Origin of the sequence: Streptomyces sp. NPDC052107, assembly GCF_040680215.1 — a bacterium.
GTDB lineage: Bacteria > Actinomycetota > Actinomycetes > Streptomycetales > Streptomycetaceae > Streptomyces.
In genome coordinates this window covers 50082-70353 of sequence record NZ_JBFAWG010000026.1, presented here as the reverse complement: position 1 = coordinate 70353, position 20272 = coordinate 50082, and the positions used below count along the sequence as shown (strand labels likewise).

The following is a 20272-nucleotide window of genomic DNA, read 5'->3' as shown; positions in this document are numbered from 1 at the left end:
CCACACCCACGCACCACCACCGGCCAGCCTCAGCACCGCCGCTCGCCACCGGGCCGGTCCAGTGCGGCCACCCGCCACCACCAGCCGGTCCGACCACACCCACGCACCACCACCGGCCAGCCTCAGCACCGCCGCTCGCCACCGGGCCGGTCCAGTGCGGCCACCCGCCACCACCAGCCGGTCCGACCCCGGCTGCCGCCCACCATCAGCCGATCCCACCGCTGCCCCACCACCGGCCGATCCGACCACGCCCCCTATCACCGGCCGATCCAAGGGCCGCCGCCCGGCGGTCAGTCCGGCAGCAGGCGGCCGATCGTCTCCTCCAGGCGGGGCAGTACCCGCTGTCCCGCGAGGGCCAGGGTGATCGCCGCCAGGACGCCGGTCCAGGCGACCGGGCCGAGCGGGGTGCACCCGACGGCGTGGCTGGCGACCGGGATCTGCACCGCCGCGACCAGCGCCACGGCGGAACCCAGGCAGGTGATCTGCACCAGGCGGCTCCCGCGCCGGTCCAGCCACGTCTGAGCGAGCTGGGTGCCGACCACCCCGCACAGCGCCATCGTGCTGGAGCGACGCGCGGAGCCAGGCGTGAAGCGGCCGACCAGCCAGGCCGTCACCGCGCCCAGGCAGGTGGTGAGCGCCCGGTGCCGGATCTGCTGCAGCAGGGGCGCGCCCAGGACGGCGGAGGCGTCCTCCGGCGATCCGCTGTGGGCACGTACGGTGCCGGGCTCGGCGACCTCCGGCGATCGGCCGCGGGCCGGTGCCGGCGCGTCCTCCTTCTCGGTCACCGCCACCGCCATCGACGGGAACAGGTCGGTGAAGAGGTTCACCATGAGCATCTGCCGGGTGGACAGCGGTGCCCGGCCGGACAGCAGCGTGCCGAGGATGCCGAAGGAGACCTCGCCCGCGTTGCCGCCGATCAGGATGGCGATGGCGTCGGCCACGCTGTGCCACAGCGCCCGGCCCTCGCCGACGGCGTCGATCAGCACCGTCAGATCGTCGTCGGTGAGGACGATGTCGGCGGCGTTGCGCGCGGCGGCCGAACCGCGCGCGCTGATCCCGACGCCGATGTCGGCGGCGCGGATCGCCGCGGCGTCGTTGGCGCCGTCGCCGACCATGCCGACGACCCGGCCCGCGTCCCGCAGCGCCTCCACGACCTGGAGCTTCTGCTCGGGCGCCACCCGCGCCACCACGCCGGCGTCCCGCAGCATCCGGGCCCTGGCCGCCCGGTCCGCCGCCGCCAGCTCGTCGCCGGTGACCACCACGGTGTCCTCGGGCCAGCCCAGCTCGGCCGCGATGGCCCGCGCGGTCTGCGGATGGTCCCCGGTGAGCATGACCGGTCGTACGCCCGCCCTGAGCAGCTCCGCCACGAGCGCCGTGGAGGTCTCGCGCGGTACGTCGGACAGGGCCAGCAGCCCGATGAACTCCAGCTCCCCCAACGGCTGTTCGACGACGTCTTCCTCCTGCTCGCCCGCGCCGAGCCGCCGTTCGGCCACCGCCAGCACCCTCAGGCCGTCCCGCGCCAGCGCCTGCGCCGCCTCGGAGGCGTGCTCCGGCAGACCGGCGCAGGCGGGCAGCACGGTCTCCGGGGCGCCCTTGACCACCAGCACGAGCGGCCCGTCCCCGCTCCGGCCGACGGCGGCGGCGTATCCGCGTGCCGCCTCGAAGGGCAGGTCCGCGAGCTGTGTCCACTCCGGGTCGGGTCCGGCGGCCGCCAGCACGGCCTCGTCGGTGGCGTGCACCGGCCGCTCGGAACCGCCGTCGACGCGCGGACAGGCGCGGGCGGCCGCCCGGACGGTGTCCGCCGACCCGGCGTCGTCCACCGGGCGCACCGTGCCCTCGGCGTCGGAGGTGCGCACCAGGCGCAGCCGGTTCTCGGTGAGCGTGCCGGTCTTGTCGAAGCAGAAGGTGTCCATGCGGCCCAGCGCCTCCAGGGTGCGCGGGGTGCGGACGAGGACACCGTCGCGGCTGAGCCGCCGGGCGGCGGCGAGCTGCGCGACCGTGGCCACCAGCGGCAGGCCCTCCGGTACGGCCGCCACGGCCACCGCCACCCCACCGCTGACCGCCTCCCGGATGGCGGTGCCGCGCACCAGCGCCAGGCCCGTGACCGCGGCGCCGCCCGCCAGGGTCAACGGCAGTGCCTTGCGGGTGAGTTCCTGCAGCCGTGCCTGTACGCCGCCGGCCGGGGGCGTACGCGCGGCCAGATGGACGGCGCGGGCGGCCTCCGTCTGGTCACCGATGTCGACCACCACGGCCCGGGCCTGGCCCGCCACCACGGTCGTACCCTCGAAGACCATGCAGCGCCGGTCGGCGACCGCGGCGTGCGGGGTGCGGTCCGTCTGTTTCTCCACCGGCAGGGACTCGCCGGTGAGGGCCGACTCGTCGACCTCAAGACCGTCCTGCCACAGCAGCCGGGCGTCGGCGGGCACCACGTCGTCCCCCTTCATCTGGATCACATCGCCCGGACGCAGCTTGCCCGCCTCCACGGTGCGCGTGCCGCCGGCCGGGGCCTCGGTATCCGGTGGGACGAGGCGCGCCTTCTGCCGCTGCTCCGCGAGCAGTCCGGACAGCGCCCGTTCGGCGCGCAGCCGCTGGATGCCGCCGACCAGGGCGTTCAGGTCCAGGGCGCCGACGACGAGCAGGGCGTCCACGACCGAGCCGAGGAGCGCTGACGCCGCCGAGCCGACCGCGAGGACCGGGGTGAGCGGGTCGTGGAGTTCGCCGCGTACGGCGCGCCCGAGCCGGTAGGACCAGCGCGCGGGTGCGGCGACCGGGTGCCCGGAGACACCGGCGGCGACCTTGCGCACGCGGGCGGTCAGCGTGTCGAACGCGCCGCCCTCGGCGGCCGGTTCGTGCTCCAGCCGCTCCTTGGCCTGCTCGGGGTCCAGCTCGTGCCAGTGCACGCGCGCGTGCGGATGCGGGGGCCGGGCCGCCGCCACGCCGAGCGCGGCCCGGCCCCCGGAGAGCAGGGCCGACACGGCGGCGGCGTCGACGGGGGCGTGCCGCAGCCCCGGCAGCGCGGCGAGGCGTCCGCGGCCGCCGCCCGACTCGCCGACGGCCACGAGCAGCCCGGAGAGGGCGGCGCCGGAACGGGCCAGGGTCTGGGCATGCCCGCCGACCGTGCGGGCGGCCGGGATCGCGGTCAGCACCCGCCACACGTCGGGCAGCCCGTGCAGCGCGAGGAGGTCCGCGCCCCAGACCACGGCGCCGTCGCGGTCGGTGAGGGCGAGGGCGATGTCGGCGCAGCGCAGCCCGGCCAGCACGTCGTGCTCGTCGGCCGTGCGCACCCGGGCGACGGCGAGCACCGCGCCGGCGTCGCCGCGCGCCTGGTACACGACGTCGTCCAGCGGCCGGCGTGCGTCGACGACCTGGTCGGCGAGTCCGGTGAAGTCCTCCAGGGCGGGGTCGTCCACGAGCACCACGCGCAGGCGGGCCCGGCGGGCCGCGTCCAGCACCGGTTCGGTCCACGGGTCGGCCTCGCCCTCGTCGGTGCACAGTGCGCTGGAGTGCAGGACGATGGTGCCGGCCATCTCCAGCCGGCGCAGCCGGTCCGGGTCGCGGACCAGGACACCCTTGCGGGCGAGTGCGGCGCTCAGCAGCGCGTGGAAGGCGGCGGGGCCGTAGCGGGCGGCCTTCGGCGAGCCGGCGAGGACCGCCTCCGCCGCCTCGGCGCCGTCGTGCTTGACCAGCAGGGTGGCCGCGGCGCCCAGCACGCTGCCCGCGGAGGCGTGTTCGGCGTACTCCTGGGCCGGGGACTCCCGCAGCGGCGGGCGCGGAGCGCCGTCCGCCGGAAGACTGACCCGCCCGGGCGCGCACAACTGGTCGTGCACCGCGTCGAAGGCGGCGGCGCGCGCCACCGTCTCGGCCACCTGGCAAGACCGCAGGGCGCCGTCGAGGACGAGGGAGGTGGGGGTCTGTCCGGCTCCGTGGACCGTGGCGTTCGCGCAGGCCAGCAGGAGATCCATGCGGGCGTCCCCGAGTCCGGCGCGCAGCCAGGCTCGAAAGCGGGGGTTCTCCCGCAGCAGCGTCACCACCGCGGTCGCCAGGCGCGGCGAGGGTGGCAGCCGCAGCGCGTACGCCGTCACCGCGACGGCGATGCCCACCGTGTCGGCGGCGAGCGCGGCCACGGCCGCGCGCACCCCGGCCGGGTCGGCCGGATGCGTGGTCTCGTCCACGTCCTCGGCGGCCAGGAACAGTCCGTGCCCCTCGGCCAGTTCGGCGGCGTGGTCCACGATCCGGTCGGTGGCCTCCTCCTCGGTCGCGGTCACCACCAGACGCGCGAGTCCCTCGTCCCAGTACGCGACCAGCACGTCGGGCCGCTCGGCCAGCGTCTCGGCCACCCGGCACGCCAGTTGGGCCGTGCCGCCCGCGCGGCGCACGTGCTCGTGCTCCACCGGCCGCAGGGCGAGGTGGGCACGGGCGCCGGCCCGCCAGTGGTCGCCGGTGCCAGGCAGCGCGTTGCGCGCGACCCGCGCGACCCGTACGGCGGCGTCCGCGCCGCGCACTCCGGCGCGCGCCGTTCCAGCGGCGGCACCGGCGGCCACTCCGACCGCCGGCGCCAGCAGTCGCGGTGCTGAGGGCAGCAGCCGTACGGCCGCCGAGGGCACCGCCAGCAGTCGGAGCGCCATGGCCCTCCTCAGAGCGTGGTGCGGTCGGGCCGCGTCGTGGGACCGAGCGGCCCGGTGGACGGCTTGCCCGCCGCGTCCTCGGCGATGCGGGGGCTCCGAGCGCTGCCGGAGGTCTTGGTGCCGCCGGGTGTCCCCGTGCCGCCGGCCGTCCGGCTGATTCCGCGTGTCCCGGTGGTGCCGGCTGTCCGGCTATCTCCGGAAGCCTCGGCGGCCCCGGAAGCCTCGGCGGCCCCGGCAGCCTCGATCCCGGCCTCGGCGGCGCCGGCATCCCAGGTCCCGCCGGAAGCCTCGGTGTACGTGGCGGCCTTCGCCCCACCCGTGCGGTGGGCGCCCCGGGTCCTGCCACCGTGGCCGGACCTGAGGGCCGCGCTGTCATGAACGGACTCGGGACTCTGCCCGGCCCCGTTCCCGCCGCTCACCGGATGCTTGGGCCGGGACTGGGTGAGCCAGGCCACGGCCGCGCCGGTGAGGGCCACGGGCCACTCGACCACGCCCGCGGCGCCGAGCACGCCGGCCCCCGCGTACACCGCGATGCGGCGCCCGCGGGGCGAGACCGCACCGACTTTCTCCAGGGTTTCCTCCGCCGCTCTGCCCACCATCCCGGCGCCGGGTACCCTGCGCAGTGCCGAGGCCGCGCCGCGCAGCGGCGCCGTGAGGGCCGACGACGGCTTCTGCTCAGCCATGACTCTCCTTCGCTGAGATCGCCTTGCGTGCCCACCGAGTGCCCGCCACCGCGCTGGTCATCCCCTTCCTCCCCGGGGTGCCCACTTCCCAGGGAACGCCTCGCCCCGCTCCCGCGCCACCGCACCGCGCGCGCCCCACCCCGGACGCCTCAGCGGCCGCCGCGGAACAGCTCCTCGGGCACGGCCCGGGCGAGGACCCGGTAGCCCTCGGGGTCGCGAGGTGCAACCAGTCGCCGACCTGGAGGGCGGGCAGCAGCCGGTCCGGTGCCGCGGGGTCGCGTACCGCACGATCGAAGTCGATCACCGCGTCGAAGTGGCCAGGGGTGCGGATCCAGGCGTTCACCCGCTGCCGGGAGGCCTCCCGCTCCCCCGCCGGGTCGTCGTACAGGCTGTCGCCACCGAACGGCGTGAGGGTCGCGACGTAGACCCGGATGCCCGAGCGATGGGTACGGGCATCGGACCGCCCGGGCCGGACCGGATGCCCCAGGGCGTGAGGGAACCCGCCCCCGCATCCCCGGACCACGCACACGATGCGTGCCGCCCGGACGCGGCGCGAAAGCGGGCGACCAGTCTGCCCGACACCGTTCGGGACACACGGCTGAGCCAGTGCAACTCATGCTCAGTCTTCAGGAACGGTTCCTGCCCGACGGCATTTGCGCGGCCAGCAGCTCGACGACTCCCGGCTGCGCGTGTCGATGCGCGGCTACCAGGCGTTCGGCGCCCGGTTCGCCCCGGCGCAGCGCAAGGTGATCCTCGGCGACCGCCGGCGCTCCCTGACGGCAGCCCCAGGGGCGCGCCCAGGGTCGAGGTCGGCGACCGGCGGCCTACGGGCGCCAGGAGTCGTCGTATCCGGGATGGCCGGCGTAGGGCACGGCGAGCAGGCGCAACGTCGTGCGCGGTGAACGGGGACATTCCGCTTCGCAGCAGGTGCGGCACGTGCCGTCCTCCCACGTATGGTGCTCCTCCAACGGGGCCTGTTTCGCTTCGAGTTCGCGCAGCACCCGGGCCGGATCGTCCGGGCCACATGGGTGAGCAGCTTCACCGGGTCCTCGGCGCCGAACTGCGCCATGGGCGTGTGCGTGGTCCTGCCGTCCCAGGACGTGAGCACCTGCTCGATCTCGTCGGCCATGACGCCCCAGGCGGCGCCGGGCGCACCGGCGATCGCGTCCCGGGCCACCCGTTCCTCCTGCTGGAACCGGGCCCGCAGGAACCGTTCGAGGGCCGAGGCGGTCATGCGGCGCGCTCTCTCCGCCCGACCGACGCGGCCAACTCCCGCTGATAGCCGGCGTAGGCCGCGCGCAGGGCCTCCCCGGGCCAGTCGGCGGGCAGGAGTCCGGGCGGCAGGACGGGGTCGGTGAGCAGGAGGCGTACGGCCGCGGCGTAGGCGGTGAGGCGGTCCGCCGGGGTCCGGGCGGCCACCGCGTGGGCGAGCAGGGTCCGCGCGGTGGCCGCCCAGGCGTCCAGCGGCCAGAGCCGGGCGACCAGGTCGTGCGCGGGCTCGTCGGGTCGCGCGGTGTACGTCTGGGCGACGGAGCCCAGCGTGTCCGGCAGGGCACGGTCGAGGTTGGCCGGGCGCAGCCATACGCCCTCGCGGAGTTCCGCCAGGCGCAGCGCGGCCAACCGGGCGCGCAGATCGGCGCGTTCGGCGGGGCCGCGGCCGGTCGCCGTGATGACCACCATCTCCCAGTCGCCGTCCCACGCGCGCGTGCCGGGCATCAGCGCCTCGTCCTGACGCCGCTGGCGCGCCAGCAGCCGGTCGCTGAGCCGGTAGACGGCGTCGGTACGGCGCAGGTCCCCTGCGGTCACCATCCGGCTCAGCGCGGCCCTCAGCGTGGAGCCGCCTACGCCGAAGGGCTCCACCAGCCGCACCAGGTCCCTCACCGGCAGCTCGGCCGGGTGCGCGCCGAGGAGCAGGCTCAGCACGACCGACCGCGCGGACAGCGGCCGCAGCCCTGACTCCTCCGACTCGGGCGAGACGTTCATGCGCATGGGCACGTACTGTACGTCCACCTCCTTGTTGCAGTATTGATACGACCGCAGGGAGAGTGCAACATGCTCCTATGGTCTCGATTCCCGCGCAGTCGCCTGCGCAGCCGCAGCCCCAGCCGCAGTACGCCACGCACGAGGTCACCAACCAGGCCCCGCCCTTGGCCCCGTACGACGCTTCCGACGACGTCGCCCTGCTGGAGGGGCTGCGTCGGGAGGGTGCCGGGTGGGCCGAGGACGACATCCGGCGCCTGGGGGCGCGTGCCGGCAGCGCCGAGGCGCAGGAGTGGGGCGAGCTGGCGAACCGGCACGAGCCGGTCCTGCGCACCCACGACCGCTACGGCCACCGGGTCGACGAGGTGGAGTTCCATCCCAGCTGGCACCACCTGATGCGCACGGCGGTCGCCGAGGGCCTGGCCGGCGCACCCTGGGCGGACGAGCGGCCCGGCGCCCATGTGGTCCGCACCGCGGGCGGGCTGGTGTGGGGGCACACAGAGGCCGGGCACGGCTGTCCGACGTCGATGACGTACGCCGCCGTGCCCGCGCTGCGCGCACAGCCGGATCTGGCCAAGGTCTACGAACCGCTGCTCACCAGTCGGGAGTACGACCCGGAGCTGCGCATACCGACCGAGAAGCCGGGGCTGCTCGCGGGCATGGGCATGACCGAGAAGCAGGGCGGGTCGGACGTCCGGACGAACACCACCGTGGCCACACCCACCGGGGAGCCCGGTGTGTACACGCTGCGCGGGCACAAGTGGTTCACGTCGGCGCCGATGTGCGACGTGTTCCTCGTGCTGGCGCAGGCCCCGGGCGGGCTGTCGTGCTTCCTGGTGCCGCGCGTGCTGCCGGACGGCAGTCGCAACACCTTCCGCATCCAGCGACTGAAGGACAAGCTGGGCAACCGCTCCAACGCGTCCTCGGAGCCGGAGTTCGACCGGACGGTGGCCTGGCTGGTCGGGCCGGAGGGGCGCGGGGTGAAGACCATCATCGAGATGGTCAACTGCACCCGGCTGGACTGTGTGATGTCCTCGGCGACCCTGATGCGCAAGACGCTGGCCGAGGCGGGGCATCACGCCCGGCACCGCAGCGCGTTCGGCGCCCGGCTGATCGAGCAGCCTCTGATGCGCAACGTCCTGGCCGACCTGGCGCTGGAGTCGGAGGCGGCGACGACGCTCACGCTGCGGCTGGCCGGCGCGGCCGACCGCGCGGTGCGCGGGGACGCCGGGGAGCGGGACTTCCGGCGGATCGCCACCGCCGTCGGCAAGTACTGGGTAACCAAGCGGGGCCCGGCGTTCACCGCCGAGGCCCTGGAGTGCCTGGGCGGCAACGGCTATGTCGAGGACTCCGGCATGCCGCGGCACTACCGGGAGGCTCCGCTGCTGTCGATCTGGGAGGGCTCGGGCAACGTCAACGCGCTCGACGTGCTGCGCGCCCTCGGCCGCGAACCGGACACCGCCGAGGCCCTGTTCGCCGAATTCGCCCTCGCCCGCGGGGCGGACGCCCGCCTGGACACGGCGGTGGCCGCGCTGAAGGACCAGTTGGCCGAAACGGACCAGGTGGGCGCCCGCCGTCTGGTCGAGCGGATGGCGCTCGCCCTCCAGGCCTCCCTGCTGGTACGGCATGCCCCGCACCCGGTGGCGGACGCCTTCTGCGCGAGCCGGCTGGGCGGCGACTGGGGGCACGCGTTCGGCACGCTGCCCTCCGGGACCGACCTCGACACGATCCTTGAGCGGGCCCTGCCCGGCCTGAAGTGACCCCCTCCCACCAGGCGTCGGCGCTCCTCTCAGCGGGCGGGCCGGGCGGTTTGCGGCCTGGCCGGTGACAGCCGACGGATCGCACACAGTCAGCGCACAACTCCGGACCGTTGTCAGTGCCGTGGTGCACACTCGCGATCAGGTGGCACTCGTCTCGGGAGGACAACGTGTTCACGGGGATCGACGAGGTCGACTGGGCCTCGCTGCGGCACGCGCACGGCAGCGCGGAGGACATGCCCGGCTGGTTACGGGCGCTGGCGTCCGCGGACACCGCCGAGCGGGCGACCGCGCTCGACGGGATGTACGGCGCGCTGCACCACCAGGGGTGTGTGTACGACTCGACGCTGGCCTGCGTCCCGTTCCTGCTCTCGCTCGTGGCCCGCGAGGAGGTGCCGGACCGGGGCGGCATCGTGGAACTGCTGGTCGGCATCGGAGCGGAGAGCGCGGACGGGGACCCGCGCGCGCGGGAGGCCGTGTGCGCGGGCGCCGAGGTGTTCGTCCGGCTCGTCGGGGACCCGGACCCCGCGGTGCGCCGGGCGACAGCCTCGGCCCTCGTGCACTTCCTGCCGGCGCCGGCCCAAGTCCTGGATCTGTTACGGCAGCGGCTGCGGGCCGAGCGGGACGACAGGGTCCTGCTCGCCCTTCCGGAGGCGCTCGCCCTGTTCGTCCGCCGGTACCCCGCGCACGCCGACGCCGCGGTGGACCTCCTCGCCGAGCAGAGCGCGCCGCCGTACGCCCCGGGGCTGCGGCTCGCCGCACTCGGTCAGCTGGCGCTGGTCGCGCCCGCCCGGCTGCCCGCCGATCTGGTGCCGACGGCGGTCCGGCTGCAGCGGGAACGCTCCGCGCACCACGCCCGGAGCACCGAGCCCGGCGCTGCCGACTCCCTCGTCGGGCGCATACGGCGGCTGCGCCCGTCCGACGAGGAGGGCTCCCGGCTGCTGTGCACCCTGCACGCCGCGCTGGGCGACCGCCTGGACGACCGGATCGCGCTCCTCGGCGGGCAGTTGACCGGTCCGAACCCGGTGGACCGGTGCCATGGCGTCTGGATGGCGGCGGCGCTGCTGCGCGGCTGGCGCGCCGACCACGGCCGCACGGTCCGGCTGCTCGGCGCCCAACTGGGCTCGGGACAGAACTGGTTGCGGGACGCGGCGGTCGCCGTGCTGGCGGAGCTGTTCGAGCTGACCGCGCCCGCCGCGGACGACCTGCACGCCCTCGTGCATGCCCGGCCCGACCTGTGGACGCACCGCGTGGAGCGCGGCTCCTGGACGCTGGGCGGTCCGCTCAAGGCGCTGGCCAGGAGCGGCGATCCGCGCGCGGTCCCGGCCCTGGCCCATCTGCTGGCCGGCCCGGCCGCACCGGTGGACCTGGGGTTCGCGCTGGCCCACCTGGGTGCCGCCGCGGTCCCGCTCGCGCCCGCGGTGCGGCACCGGCTCGGCCGGATTCCGCCGGCCTCCCCCGCCACCGCCCGGCTCGCCGTCCCGCTGCTGGCGGCGGTCGGCGCCCTCGGGGACGAGGACGCCGTTCCGGAGGTGCTGCGGCTGCTGTCGGGTGCTCGCGGCGGACCGGGGGCGCGGGACGACGCGGTCACCGGCCAGGTCATCGAAACGCTGGATGCGCTGGGCGCCACCGCACGGGCGGTACCGGCCCTTCGCGCGCTCCTGGGCACCCGGCATGCCGCCGCCGCGGCCGGTGCGCTCTGGTCGGCGCAGCAGGACGCCTCCGTCGTACTTCCCGTACTGCTGCGGGAGTTGACCCAGGGTGATCCGGCCGGCCGGCACCTGGCCGCCGTCCAGCTCGGCCGTCTCGGTCCGGCCGGGCACGCCGCGCTGCCCGCGCTGCGCCGCATGGCCCGGTCGCGGCTCGCGAGGGAGCGGGTGTCGGCCGCGTGCGCGCTGTGGCGCATCGACGCCGATCCGGAGCCGGTTCTGCCGGTGTTCCGGGAGGCCTGGGCGCAGGACCCGCACACCCGCCGTCCGATCGCCCGGTGCCTGACCGCGATGGGTCCGGCCGCCGTGCCGTTACGGAACCTGGCGGCCGAGGAACTGGCCGCCCCACGCCGCCACTTGGCCCATGTGGCCGGAGGCGGCGGGCAGGGCATACCGGAGGACGAGGATCTGCTGGGCGCGTGCCGGGAGGTGCTGGCGACGGTGTAGGGGTGTCACTGCGGGCACTCGCCCGAGCCGATGAATTCGGGGACGCGGCTGTTCGCCTCGTAGACGGCGACGCTCCAGCGGGTGTAGTTCCAGGCGGGGTTGCGCCGGTACTCGGCCATCAGCTTCGGGCAGACGGTCCTGGACACCGCGTCCTGGAAGTCGGCCCGCTGGGCCCGGCCCACGAGGACCGCGTCGGTGTCCCGCGCCCACACATAGGCGGCCTTCTCCGCCGGGTCGAAGCCGAGGTTGATGGGGTCGGCGTTGCCGAAGGGCGCGAGTCCGTTGCCCTCGGCGATCCGGGAGTTCCACTCGGCCGTGATGGCCTTGTCGGTGGCGTCGGCGACACGTATCTCGGCCTTGTCGCTGCTCGGGATCCCGGCGGTAGCGATGCCCTCCTCGCCGCCCTGCCACTGCCCGGCGATCCGGTGGAAGCACCCGTCGGTGGCCTCACCGAAACCGAGGATCTCCGCCTCGGGGTCGCCGTCGTAGTCCCTCCACGCGACGGCGAAACGGCCGTAGGCCCACGCGGTCGGATCGTCCTTCAGCCGGCGGGCGAGGGCGGTGCAGGCGGCCATCTCCCCGGCCCGGACGAAGACTTGCTGGTCCTCGGGCGGAATCTGGGAGACCGGGCCGCCCGTCACCATGACGGTCTGGGCCCGCTTGTCGAAGGTGACCGTGGGCGTCATGAAGTCCATGTCCTTGGTCGCTAGCATGGACGTCAGCTCGGCCCGGACCGTCCGGTCGACGGCCCGCTCCTGCGCGGTGCTCGCGACGGCGCTGGCCCGCCACTCGTCGGACGTCGGCTCGGACTCGTCGCCGGCGCGGGTGAAGGCGGGGTCGGCCACCCCGGCCAGCGGATCCACCGGGACCGGGATCCGGCGCGGGTCGGACGGCGACTCCCTGGCCTCTTCCGGGGTCCCGGTGGGGGTGGCGCCGAACGCGGTGGCGTCCGCCGGCGGAGCGGTGGAGGCGCCGGCCGGGCCCGCGATGGCGCGGCCCGCGGCGGCCTTGCCGTCCCCGTCGCCGTGCCCGCCGGGGCGCACCGCGAGGACCCCGCCCACGGCCGCGCCCAGCACCGCCGCTGCGGCGAGGACGGCGAGCAGGGTGCGCCTACGGGACGGGGGCACCGGAGCGTGCCAGGTCGGATCGTCCGGGGCGGGTATGTGCCACTGGGCCGTGACCAGTTCGCCGACCCTGGTGGGCTCCGCCGCGGCTGCCCCGTGGAGAACCTGGGTGGCCTGGCCCGCGAGGAGCCGGGCGCACTCCTCCGCCGCAAAGGCGGCGGACGGCCGCTCGGCGGGTTCCTTCGCGAGGGCCTTCCGCACGAGGCCGAGCAGCGCCTGAGGGACGCCGTCCAGGTCGGGCTCACCGGACATGACCCGGAACGCGACGGCGTCCGGGGCGCCGGCGCCGAACGGGAGCCGCCCGGTGGCCGCGTAGGCGACGAGCGCTCCCCAGGCGAACAGATCGCCCTCGGGCCCCGCGGTGCTGGTGCGGTAGTACTCGGGGCTGATCCAGCCGGGCGTGCCGGTCATCACCCCGGTGCGGGTCACACTGGTGCCGTCCGCGGCGCGGGCTATGCCGAAGTCCAGGACCCGCGGGCCGCCCGGGGCGAGGATGACGTTCTGCGGCTTCACGTCGCGGTGCACGACACCGGCCGCGTGGATGGCGGCCAGCGCCTGTGCGGTGCCGGTCGCGAAGGCGTACAGGGTTCCGCCGGTGAGGGGGCGGTGGTCGGCCAGGTACTCGTTGAGGGTGGGGCCGGGGGCATAGACGGTCGCCAGCCAGGGCGCGTTGGCCTCGGGGTCGGCCGCGAGAAGAGGCACGAGGCAGGGGCCCTGCACCCGGGCGGACAGCTGCACCTCGCGCCGGAACCGGGCCCGGAACTCCGGGTCTTCGGCCTGCGCGGGATGGATCACCTTGACCGCGACCCGCAGCCCGTCGGCGGTCAGACCGGCGTGCACGGTGCCCATGCCGCCGGCACCGAGCCGGCCGATGATCCGATACGGGCCGATACGGGACGGGTCGCCCGGGTGGGCGGGCCGGACACGTCCCGGAGAGCCGGCAGTGCTCACAGTGTTTCCGTTCCTTGGCGCGGTGGGCAGCGACCTCGGGCCATGGCCGGCCGGAAGCCGTGACTTGCGCGTGTGTGACTGGTGAAGAACCTGTGAGGTTGCCTCGGTTCGGGCAACGTCACCCGATCGTGACAATGCGCCGAATCCGCACGGGAACTAACGGCCACACAGGAGACGTCGGCCGGATGGGGACCCGAGGCGGCAGGCGGCGCCGACGCCCTTCCGGACGGGATCCGAGGCCGCGGGCCGCGGGTCAGACCATCCGTCCCCACTGCGGTCCGAGCCGTGCCCACTCCGTGTCCCAGGCGTGCATGCGGCGGCGTTCCAGACGGCTGCGCAGGGCGAGGCCGCCGACGAAGGGGACGGCCGCCACGCTCACGCCCACCAGGCAGCCGATCAGGGTGCCCCGGAAGGCGGCCTCGGCGGCGGAGGCCGGGCGGCTGGCGAGCCGGCCCTGTGGATCGGTCCAGACCGTGACCGGTGTGCCGGCCTTGCTGCCGGGCTCCACCCGGACCTGACCGGTGTGGGCGGAGCCGCCGGCCACGGTCCAGCCCACCTTGGCCCAGACGCGTTCCCCGGCGGTGGCATGGCGGTGCACGGGGGAGGTTCCCGGGGCCCGTGCCACGACGTGGGCCACGACGGGACGCCAGTCCGCCCGCTCCTTCGCGAGTCCGTGCTCCACCGTCCCGGCCGCCACGAGACCGGCCGAGACCCCCGCCAGGAACGTCAGCAGCCAGGCGCCGAGCACCACCCAGGCCTCCACCACATCGGCCCGGCGTTTGAGCGGGTTGCGCCGCCAGCGCCACAGCCACACCTTCGGACCACGGAACGCCTTCAAAGGCATCCTCCTCACGAGCGCACCGACCGGCCGGACCGCCCTCCCATACGCAGGAGATCGCTCCGTTGCTCACGACGAGCCGTCTCCCCGACGGTCGCACGAGACGCCCCTCTTGCGCAGGCGCATGCCGCAACGGGCCCGGGCCGGTCCTCGTCACCGGTCGACGACACCGCCGTGACCTGCGAGAACGTGCACATCGGGGGAGACTGTCAGTGGTGGGGTGCAGACTGGCCGATAACCGACGACTACCTGTCTCACGACTACCTGGACGAAGACGTCCCGGAGGTGATCGGCATGACCGAGGTACTGCTGGCGGTGGGCACCCGCAAAGGCCTGTTCATCGGGCGGCGCAGGGGCGGCACCTGGGAGTTCGACGACAGTCCGTATTTCAACGCGCAGGCGGTCTACTCGGTCGCGATCGACACCCGGGAGGGGCGGCCGCGGCTGCTGGCGGGCGGCGACAGCGCGCACTGGGGCCCGTCGGTCTTCCACTCCGACGACCTGGGCCGCACCTGGACCGAACCGCCGCAGCCGGCCGTCAAGTTCCCCAAGGACACCGGCGCTTCCCTGGAGCGCGTCTGGCAGCTGCACCCGGCCGCCGCCGAGCCCGGCGTGGTGTACGCGGGCACGGAACCGGCGGCGCTGTACCGCTCGGAGGACCGCGGCGAGAGCTTCGAGCTGGTCCGGCCGCTGTGGGAGCATCCGACGCGCTCGCGATGGGTGCCGGGCGGTGGCGGTGAGGGCCTGCACACGGTGGTCACCGACGCCCGCGACCCCAAGGCGGTGACCGTCGCCGTGTCGACGGCCGGCGTGTTCCGCTCCACCGACGGCGGTGCGAGCTGGGCGCCGTCCAACTCCGGTGTGTCCGCCGTGTTCCTGCCGGATCCGAACCCGGAGTTCGGCCAGTGCGTGCACAAGATCGCCAAGGACGCGGGCGACCCGGACCGGCTGTACCTGCAGAACCACTGGGGGGTGTACAGAAGCGACGACGCGGGCGCGCACTGGACGGACATCGGCGCGGAACTCCCGTCCACGTTCGGCTTCGCGGTGGCCACCCACCCGCGCCGGGCCGACACGGCGTACGTCTTCCCGATCACCGCCGACGCGGACCGGGTGCCCGCCGAGCACCGCTGCCGGGTCTTCCGCACCGCGGACGCGGGGCGGACCTGGGAACCGCTGTCCAAAGGTCTGCCGGACGAGGATCACTACGGCACGGTGCTGCGGGACGCCCTGTGCACCGACGACGCCGACCCGGCGGGTGTCTACTTCGGCAACCGCAACGGCGAGGTGTTCGCCTCGGCCGACGACGGCGACAGCTGGCAGCAGCTGGCGGCGCATCTGCCGGACGTGCTGTGCGTGCGGGCGGCGGTGATCGGCTGAGGCAGGCGGGCGGGCCGCAGGGGGGTGTGTGCGTCACCGCCGGGCTTCGGCCATCGGTTGATCACCGGGCCGAGTACGGCAGTAGGGTGACGCCCGTGGCACCACGACCCTTGCATGAAATCGTCGAACCGGCCTGGGCGAAGGCCCTGGAACCCGTCGCCGGACGGATCGCCGAGATGGGCGACTTCCTGCGCGCGGAGATCGCCGCGGGACGCACCTACCTCCCGGCCGGACCCAACGTCCTGCGGGCCTTCCAACAGCCCTTCGACGACGTACGGGTCCTGATCGTCGGTCAGGACCCGTATCCGACCCCGGGGCACGCGGTGGGCCTGTCGTTCTCGGTCGCACCCGAGGTGCGACCGCTGCCGCCCAGCCTGATCAACATCTTCCGCGAGCTGAACACCGACCTCGGCCTGCCCCAGCCGTCCAACGGCGATCTCACGCCGTGGACCCAGCAGGGCGTTCTGCTGCTCAACAGGGCGCTGACGACGGCTCCGCGCAACCCGGGCGCCCACCGCGGCAAGGGCTGGGAGGAGGTCACCGAGCAGGCGATCCGGGCCCTGGCAGCGCGCGGGAAGCCGCTGGTGTCCATCCTGTGGGGCCGGGACGCCCGTAATCTGCGTCCGTTGCTGGGCAGTCTGCCGGCGGTGGAGTCCGCGCATCCGTCGCCGATGTCGGCCGACCGCGGGTTCTTCGGCTCGCGTCCGTTCAGCCGGGCCAACGACCTGCTGCTCCAGCAGGGCGGACAGCCGGTGGACTGGCGACTGGCGTGACCGTCCCCGGTTATCTCGCGGTGGACTCCGGAGGCTCCGGTCTCCGGGTCGCCGTCGGCGTGCCGGGCCGGGCGCCCGCCGCGCAGCGGGAGTCGCGGGAGCCGGTACGCACGGGTGCGCGGGGTATCGAGCCCGCCCATCTGATGGCCCAACTCGTCCCGCTGGCCCGTGCGTCCGCCGCCGAGGCCGCCGTGGACGGGCTGGACACGGCCGTCGTCGGCGCCGCCGGGTTCGCCACCCTGGGGGACGCCCTGCGGGCCGAACTACCGGACGCCCTGGCCCGCGAGCTGGGTGTACGGCGGGTGGCGCTGGCCGCCGACGCCGTCACCGCCTACGTCGGCGCCCTCGGGCCGCGTCCGGGCGCGGTGCTCGCCGCGGGCACCGGGCTGATCGCGGTCGGCACCGATCTGAACGCCTGGCGCCGGGCCGACGGCTGGGGTCATCTGCTCGGTGACTGCGGCAGCGGCGCCTGGATCGGGCGGGCCGGCCTGGAGGCGGCGCTGCGCGCCCACGACGGCCGGGACGGCGGCTCCGCACCGCTGCTGGCCTGCGCGGAGGAACAGTTCGGGCCGGTGCGTGGGCTGCCGGGGCAGCTGTACGCGCGCTCCGACCGGCCCGCCGTACTGGCCTCCTTCGCACCCCGGGTGGCCGCGTGCGCCCCGCACGACCCGGTCGCCGCGGACATCCTGCGCGCGGCGGCCCGGCACATGGCCGAGTCCGTCGCGGCGGTGTGCCCGGCGGACGGCACGCCTCAAGTGGCGCTCACCGGCGGCCTTTTCCGGCTGGACGAGCCCCTGCTCGCATCCCTGCGGGAGGAGTTGGCGCGCAGGCTGCCGCACGCCCGGCAGGTGCCCGCCGAGGGCGATCCCCTGCACGGCTCGGTACGGATCGCGGGCGACCTGGCTGCCGGTCGGCTCACCCTGCCGGGTGAACCGACCATGTTCTACGTGGTCCCCGCGGAAGGCGGTTGAGGCCCTCGATCGAAGTCCTCGCAAAAGCGGATTGTTCCCCCTTGCCACCGCTATGTCAGCCCATGTTCCCGGCACGTGCCCGCAACACGTGTCCCCGGCACGTAACTCATCAGACAAAACCGGACGGATACCGCTCACCTGCACCCTCCCCGAACGGAGTAACCCAGGAAGCCAGTAACATGCGGCGCCATGAGCACCCCCACTGGGCCCGAGTCCGGCCTGCCAGTACGAATGCCGCGACCCCGCCAGCCCGGACGGCACCGCCGACCGGAACCGCTGGTGGCTCCCGAGGGTGCGCCCGCGCTCGCCCTCGCGGTGCCCGGTGCGCCCAGCGCCGCCACGCGCGCCCTCGCCGAGGAGGTCGTGAGCATCGCCCGCGCCGAGCTGCCCGGCCTGGACGCCCGGATCGGATACCTGGACGGGGACGACGCAGAGTTCCCCACGCTCCGCTCCGTGCTCGTGCGCGCGGCCGAGGAGCGCACGGCCCGTTACGAGCAGGCCGTCGCCGCCGGGGTCGAAGGCCTCAAGGAGCCCGACGGCCCGGTCGCCGTCGTCGTCCCGCTGCTGGCCGGTCCGGACAGCTCGCTGCTGCGGCAGATCCGCCAGTCCGTGATGGACAGCCGGGTCGCCGCCGATCTCACCGACGTCCTCGGCCCGCACCCGCTGCTCGCCGAGGCGCTGCACGTGCGGCTGTCCGAGGCGGGGCTGGCTCGCGCCGACCGCGCGCGCCTGTTCACGGTGGCCACTGCCGCGGACGGCATCATTCTGGCGTCCGTGGGCGGCGAGGAGGCCGTGCAGGCGGCCGGGATCACCGGCATGCTGCTCGCCGCGCGCCTCGCCGTGCCGGTGATGGCGGCGGCCCTGGACCAGGAGGGCTCGATCTCCTCCGTCGCCGAGCAGCTGCGTTCCTCTGGCTCGCAGCAGCTGGCCCTGGCGCCGTACCTGATCGGCCCGGAAATCGACCCGGCGTTGCTGGCGGCGGCCGCCGAGGAGGCGGGCTGCGCCACGGCCGAGGCGCTCGGCGCGTACCCGGCGATCGGCAAGCTCGCCCTCGCCAAGTACACGACGGCGCTGGGCATCGCCCCGCAGCAGCCGCAGGGCATGCCGGTCCGCTGACCCGCGCCGGCACCGCACGGCACCCGTACGACACAGGGCCCGCTCCTCACCCCGGAGCGGGCCCTTTGCCCTGTCGGGACGCCCGTCCCCCGCGGGGCTCAGCCGAAGACGACGCAGGAGGCCGCGGGGACCGGCACGGAGCCCTCGTAGCGGGGCAGCCCCGTCGCCTCGTCCACCGCGAACCACGTCACGTCGCCGGAGCGCTCGTTGGCCGCGTAGAGGAAGCCGTCGTGCTCGGCGAGCGCGCGCGGCCAGTGCCCGCCGCACGGCACCGTGCCGACCAGCCGGAGCGACTCGCCTTCGACGGCGAGGATCGACAGCACGTCCTCGCCGCGGGTCGCGGTCCACACGAAACGGCCGTCGGGCGACACCACGATCCCGGACGGATAGGCGTCACCGGCCGGGGCGCCGGGCAGCACGGGGACTTCAGCCAGCGGCCTGAGCGAGGCGGCCGCGGCGTCCCAGCGGCACACGGTGACGGTGGGAGTGAGTTCGTTGACGACGTAGGCGTGCCCGCCGTCCGGGTGGAAGGCCAGATGGCGGGGGCCGGAGCCGGGGCGCAGGGCGAACTCGCCGTGCAGGGCGGGCGCGCCGTCCTCGAGGGTGCAGATCCGCACCGAGTCCGTACCGAGGTCGACACTGACCGCCCACCGGCCGCTCGGGTCGGGCTGCACCTGGTGGGCGTGCGGACCGCGCTGGCGCCGGTCGTGCGGACCGGAACCGGTGTGCTGGAGCCGCCCGGAGGGCTTGGCGGCGAGAGAGCCGTCCGGACGTACGGGTACGGCGGTGACGCTCCCGCAGCCGTAGTTGGCGGTCAGCACATGCCCGGCGTACAGGCCGAGGTGGGTCGGTCCGCTGCCGTCGACCCGCACGGGCGGCCCGGCGGGTTGCGGACGGCCGCCGTTCACGCGGTAGGCGGCGACGGCGCCCTCGGCCGTCTCGCTGACGGTGTACAGCGTGGCCCCGTCCGGTGAAAGGAGCAGGTAGGACGGGTCGGGTAAGTCGTTGACCACGGTACCGAGGAGGAGACGGCCGTCCTCCGGCGCGACCTCGGCGGTGACGAGGCCGGGGCCGCCCGCTGCCGTGAACGAGCCGATGAAGGCCCGGCGCCTGCCGGCCCTGCCGTCCTGTGCCACCGCTGTCCCCTCTCGGTCGAGCCCGTCCGGGGCCGACGGTAGCAGCCGATCAACCGCGGTCTAGACCAAGGGGCGCGGGTTGTCGGCGGTTCTTTTCCTCACGGAGGCCGGGGCCTGTCCTCCCGCACCTTGCGCGTCCGCAGTCCGGCGCAGCTACCAGGAGGAGGGCGCCTTCGCCCGCAGCAACGAGACCATGGCCGCCATCCTGGCCAACGTGTACCGCCCTCAGCAGGCCGACAGGCTCCGTGCCATCGTCGACGACCTGAGGACCGCCGGGTACACGCCTTTCTACGGCGGTGACCTGATGGCCGTACGGTCCGGGAGACGGCCGCGGAGCCCATGAGTGCCTCGCGGCACCGTGTCATTGCCGCCCGGCCGCCAGGTGTCGTTGCCTCGGGCCGGTGTCCGTGCCTTGCGGGCCCACCCATGCCCGGCGGGCCCACGCCCGTGCCTCTCGGCCGGTGTCGGTGCCTCGCAGCCCGTGTCGGTGGCTCGCGGCCTGTGTCGGTGCCTCGCAACGTCCCTTGCGCCGGCATCGCGACCTCGAGCGCGGCCGGCTCAGGCTGCACGAGACGCATCCCCGACAGCCCCGGACTCTCGGCCCCACCAGCCGCAACGCCGGCACCCCAGGCTCAGGTCTCGTCAGCCGCACCCAGCGGTGCCCGGCTCAGCACCCAGCGGTTCCGCCCCAAACCGTGCCCGACTCAGCACCCAGCGGCTCCGCCCCCCAAACCGTGCCCGACTCAGCACCCAGCGGCTCCGCCCCCCAAACCGTGCCCGAC

Annotated in this window: 14 protein-coding genes and 2 pseudogenes; 8 read left to right on the top strand and 8 right to left on the bottom strand. The window is 75.1% G+C overall.

What is annotated here, in order from left to right:
• Window positions 1-290: 290 nt before the first annotated feature.
• The 3 genes and pseudogenes from AB0M27_RS25835 to AB0M27_RS25825 all read right to left on the bottom strand — a co-directional run.
• On the bottom strand, window positions 291-4625 hold the full coding sequence (locus tag AB0M27_RS25835; protein ID WP_365724513.1) for a cation-translocating P-type ATPase: 4335 nt from the start codon (window positions 4623-4625) through the stop codon (window positions 291-293).
• A gap of 8 nt (window positions 4626-4633) precedes the next feature.
• A complete protein-coding gene (locus AB0M27_RS25830; RefSeq protein WP_365724511.1) occupies window positions 4634-5308 on the bottom strand; it encodes a hypothetical protein in 675 nt (224 codons plus the stop codon).
• 149 nt (window positions 5309-5457) lie between these two features.
• Window positions 5458-5744: pseudogene (locus AB0M27_RS25825) on the bottom strand (SGNH/GDSL hydrolase family protein); the annotation flags it as partial.
• A 2-nt stretch (window positions 5745-5746) separates the two neighbouring features.
• On the opposite strand from AB0M27_RS25825, the pseudogene AB0M27_RS25820 reads away from it, so the two are divergent.
• A pseudogene (locus AB0M27_RS25820) lies at window positions 5747-5911 on the top strand (IS200/IS605 family accessory protein TnpB-related protein); the annotation flags it as partial.
• A 50-nt stretch (window positions 5912-5961) separates the two neighbouring features.
• On the top strand, window positions 5962-6210 hold the full coding sequence (locus AB0M27_RS25815; RefSeq protein WP_365724573.1) for a hypothetical protein: 249 nt from the start codon (window positions 5962-5964) through the stop codon (window positions 6208-6210).
• Here the strand turns inward: AB0M27_RS25815 and AB0M27_RS25810 are convergent.
• Complete coding sequence (locus AB0M27_RS25810) at window positions 6133-6447, bottom strand: DUF6221 family protein (RefSeq protein WP_365724568.1); 315 nt, start codon at window positions 6445-6447, stop codon at window positions 6133-6135. The two genes, AB0M27_RS25815 and AB0M27_RS25810, sit on opposite strands and share 78 nt — an antisense overlap.
• A gap of 91 nt (window positions 6448-6538) precedes the next feature.
• Complete coding sequence (locus tag AB0M27_RS25805; protein WP_365724566.1) at window positions 6539-7297, bottom strand: PaaX family transcriptional regulator C-terminal domain-containing protein; 759 nt, start codon at window positions 7295-7297, stop codon at window positions 6539-6541.
• A 71-nt stretch (window positions 7298-7368) separates the two neighbouring features.
• On the opposite strand from AB0M27_RS25805, the gene AB0M27_RS25800 reads away from it, so the two are divergent.
• Entirely contained in the window at window positions 7369-9048 is a 1680-nt protein-coding gene (locus AB0M27_RS25800; RefSeq protein WP_365724509.1) for a DNA alkylation response protein, read from the top strand.
• Window positions 9049-9215: 167 nt separating this feature from the next.
• Window positions 9216-11201, top strand: a complete 1986-nt coding sequence (locus AB0M27_RS25795) for a HEAT repeat domain-containing protein (protein WP_365724507.1) — start codon at window positions 9216-9218, stop codon at window positions 11199-11201.
• Window positions 11202-11206: 5 nt separating this feature from the next.
• On the opposite strand, the gene AB0M27_RS25790 is transcribed toward AB0M27_RS25795, so the two are convergent.
• Both AB0M27_RS25790 and AB0M27_RS25785 read right to left on the bottom strand, forming a co-directional pair.
• A complete protein-coding gene (locus AB0M27_RS25790) occupies window positions 11207-13276 on the bottom strand; it encodes a protein kinase (RefSeq protein ID WP_365724505.1) in 2070 nt (689 codons plus the stop codon).
• Window positions 13277-13529: 253 nt separating this feature from the next.
• Entirely contained in the window at window positions 13530-14120 is a 591-nt protein-coding gene (locus AB0M27_RS25785; protein ID WP_365724503.1) for a hypothetical protein, read from the bottom strand.
• Window positions 14121-14408: 288 nt separating this feature from the next.
• Here AB0M27_RS25785 and AB0M27_RS25780 point away from each other — a divergent pair, with 288 nt between their 5' ends.
• From AB0M27_RS25780 to AB0M27_RS25765, 4 genes are all read left to right on the top strand, one after another.
• Complete coding sequence (locus AB0M27_RS25780) at window positions 14409-15494, top strand: exo-alpha-sialidase (protein ID WP_365724501.1); 1086 nt, start codon at window positions 14409-14411, stop codon at window positions 15492-15494.
• A gap of 95 nt (window positions 15495-15589) precedes the next feature.
• Window positions 15590-16267: a uracil-DNA glycosylase gene (locus AB0M27_RS25775; RefSeq protein WP_365724499.1), complete on the top strand. Its 678-nt coding sequence runs from the start codon at window positions 15590-15592 to the stop codon at window positions 16265-16267.
• Window positions 16264-17238: a BadF/BadG/BcrA/BcrD ATPase family protein gene (locus AB0M27_RS25770; protein WP_365724497.1), complete on the top strand. Its 975-nt coding sequence runs from the start codon at window positions 16264-16266 to the stop codon at window positions 17236-17238. Before AB0M27_RS25775 ends, AB0M27_RS25770 begins: the two co-directional genes overlap by 4 nt.
• 189 nt (window positions 17239-17427) lie before the next feature.
• Window positions 17428-18354 (top strand): hypothetical protein, encoded by a 927-nt coding sequence (locus AB0M27_RS25765; RefSeq protein ID WP_365724495.1) that lies wholly within the window; start codon window positions 17428-17430, stop codon window positions 18352-18354.
• A 98-nt stretch (window positions 18355-18452) separates the two neighbouring features.
• On the opposite strand, the gene AB0M27_RS25760 is transcribed toward AB0M27_RS25765, so the two are convergent.
• On the bottom strand, window positions 18453-19490 hold the full coding sequence (locus AB0M27_RS25760) for a lactonase family protein (RefSeq protein ID WP_365724493.1): 1038 nt from the start codon (window positions 19488-19490) through the stop codon (window positions 18453-18455).
• Between the last annotated feature and the right edge of the window lie 782 nt (window positions 19491-20272).

Bases quoted from the DNA above. Each gene is read 5' to 3' on its own strand.
- AB0M27_RS25835 (WP_365724513.1), bottom strand. From the start codon at position 4,625: ATGGCGCTCCGACTGCTGGCGGTGCCCTCGGCGGCCGTACGGCTGCTG.
- AB0M27_RS25805 (WP_365724566.1), bottom strand. From the start codon at position 7,297: ATGCGCATGAACGTCTCGCCCGAGTCGGAGGAGTCAGGGCTGCGGCCG.
- AB0M27_RS25830 (WP_365724511.1), bottom strand. From the start codon at position 5,308: ATGGCTGAGCAGAAGCCGTCGTCGGCCCTCACGGCGCCGCTGCGCGGC.
- AB0M27_RS25800 (WP_365724509.1), top strand. From the start codon at position 7,369: ATGGTCTCGATTCCCGCGCAGTCGCCTGCGCAGCCGCAGCCCCAGCCG.
- AB0M27_RS25780 (WP_365724501.1), top strand. From the start codon at position 14,409: ATGACCGAGGTACTGCTGGCGGTGGGCACCCGCAAAGGCCTGTTCATC.
- AB0M27_RS25785 (WP_365724503.1), bottom strand. From the start codon at position 14,120: ATGCCTTTGAAGGCGTTCCGTGGTCCGAAGGTGTGGCTGTGGCGCTGG.
- AB0M27_RS25765 (WP_365724495.1), top strand. From the start codon at position 17,428: ATGAGCACCCCCACTGGGCCCGAGTCCGGCCTGCCAGTACGAATGCCG.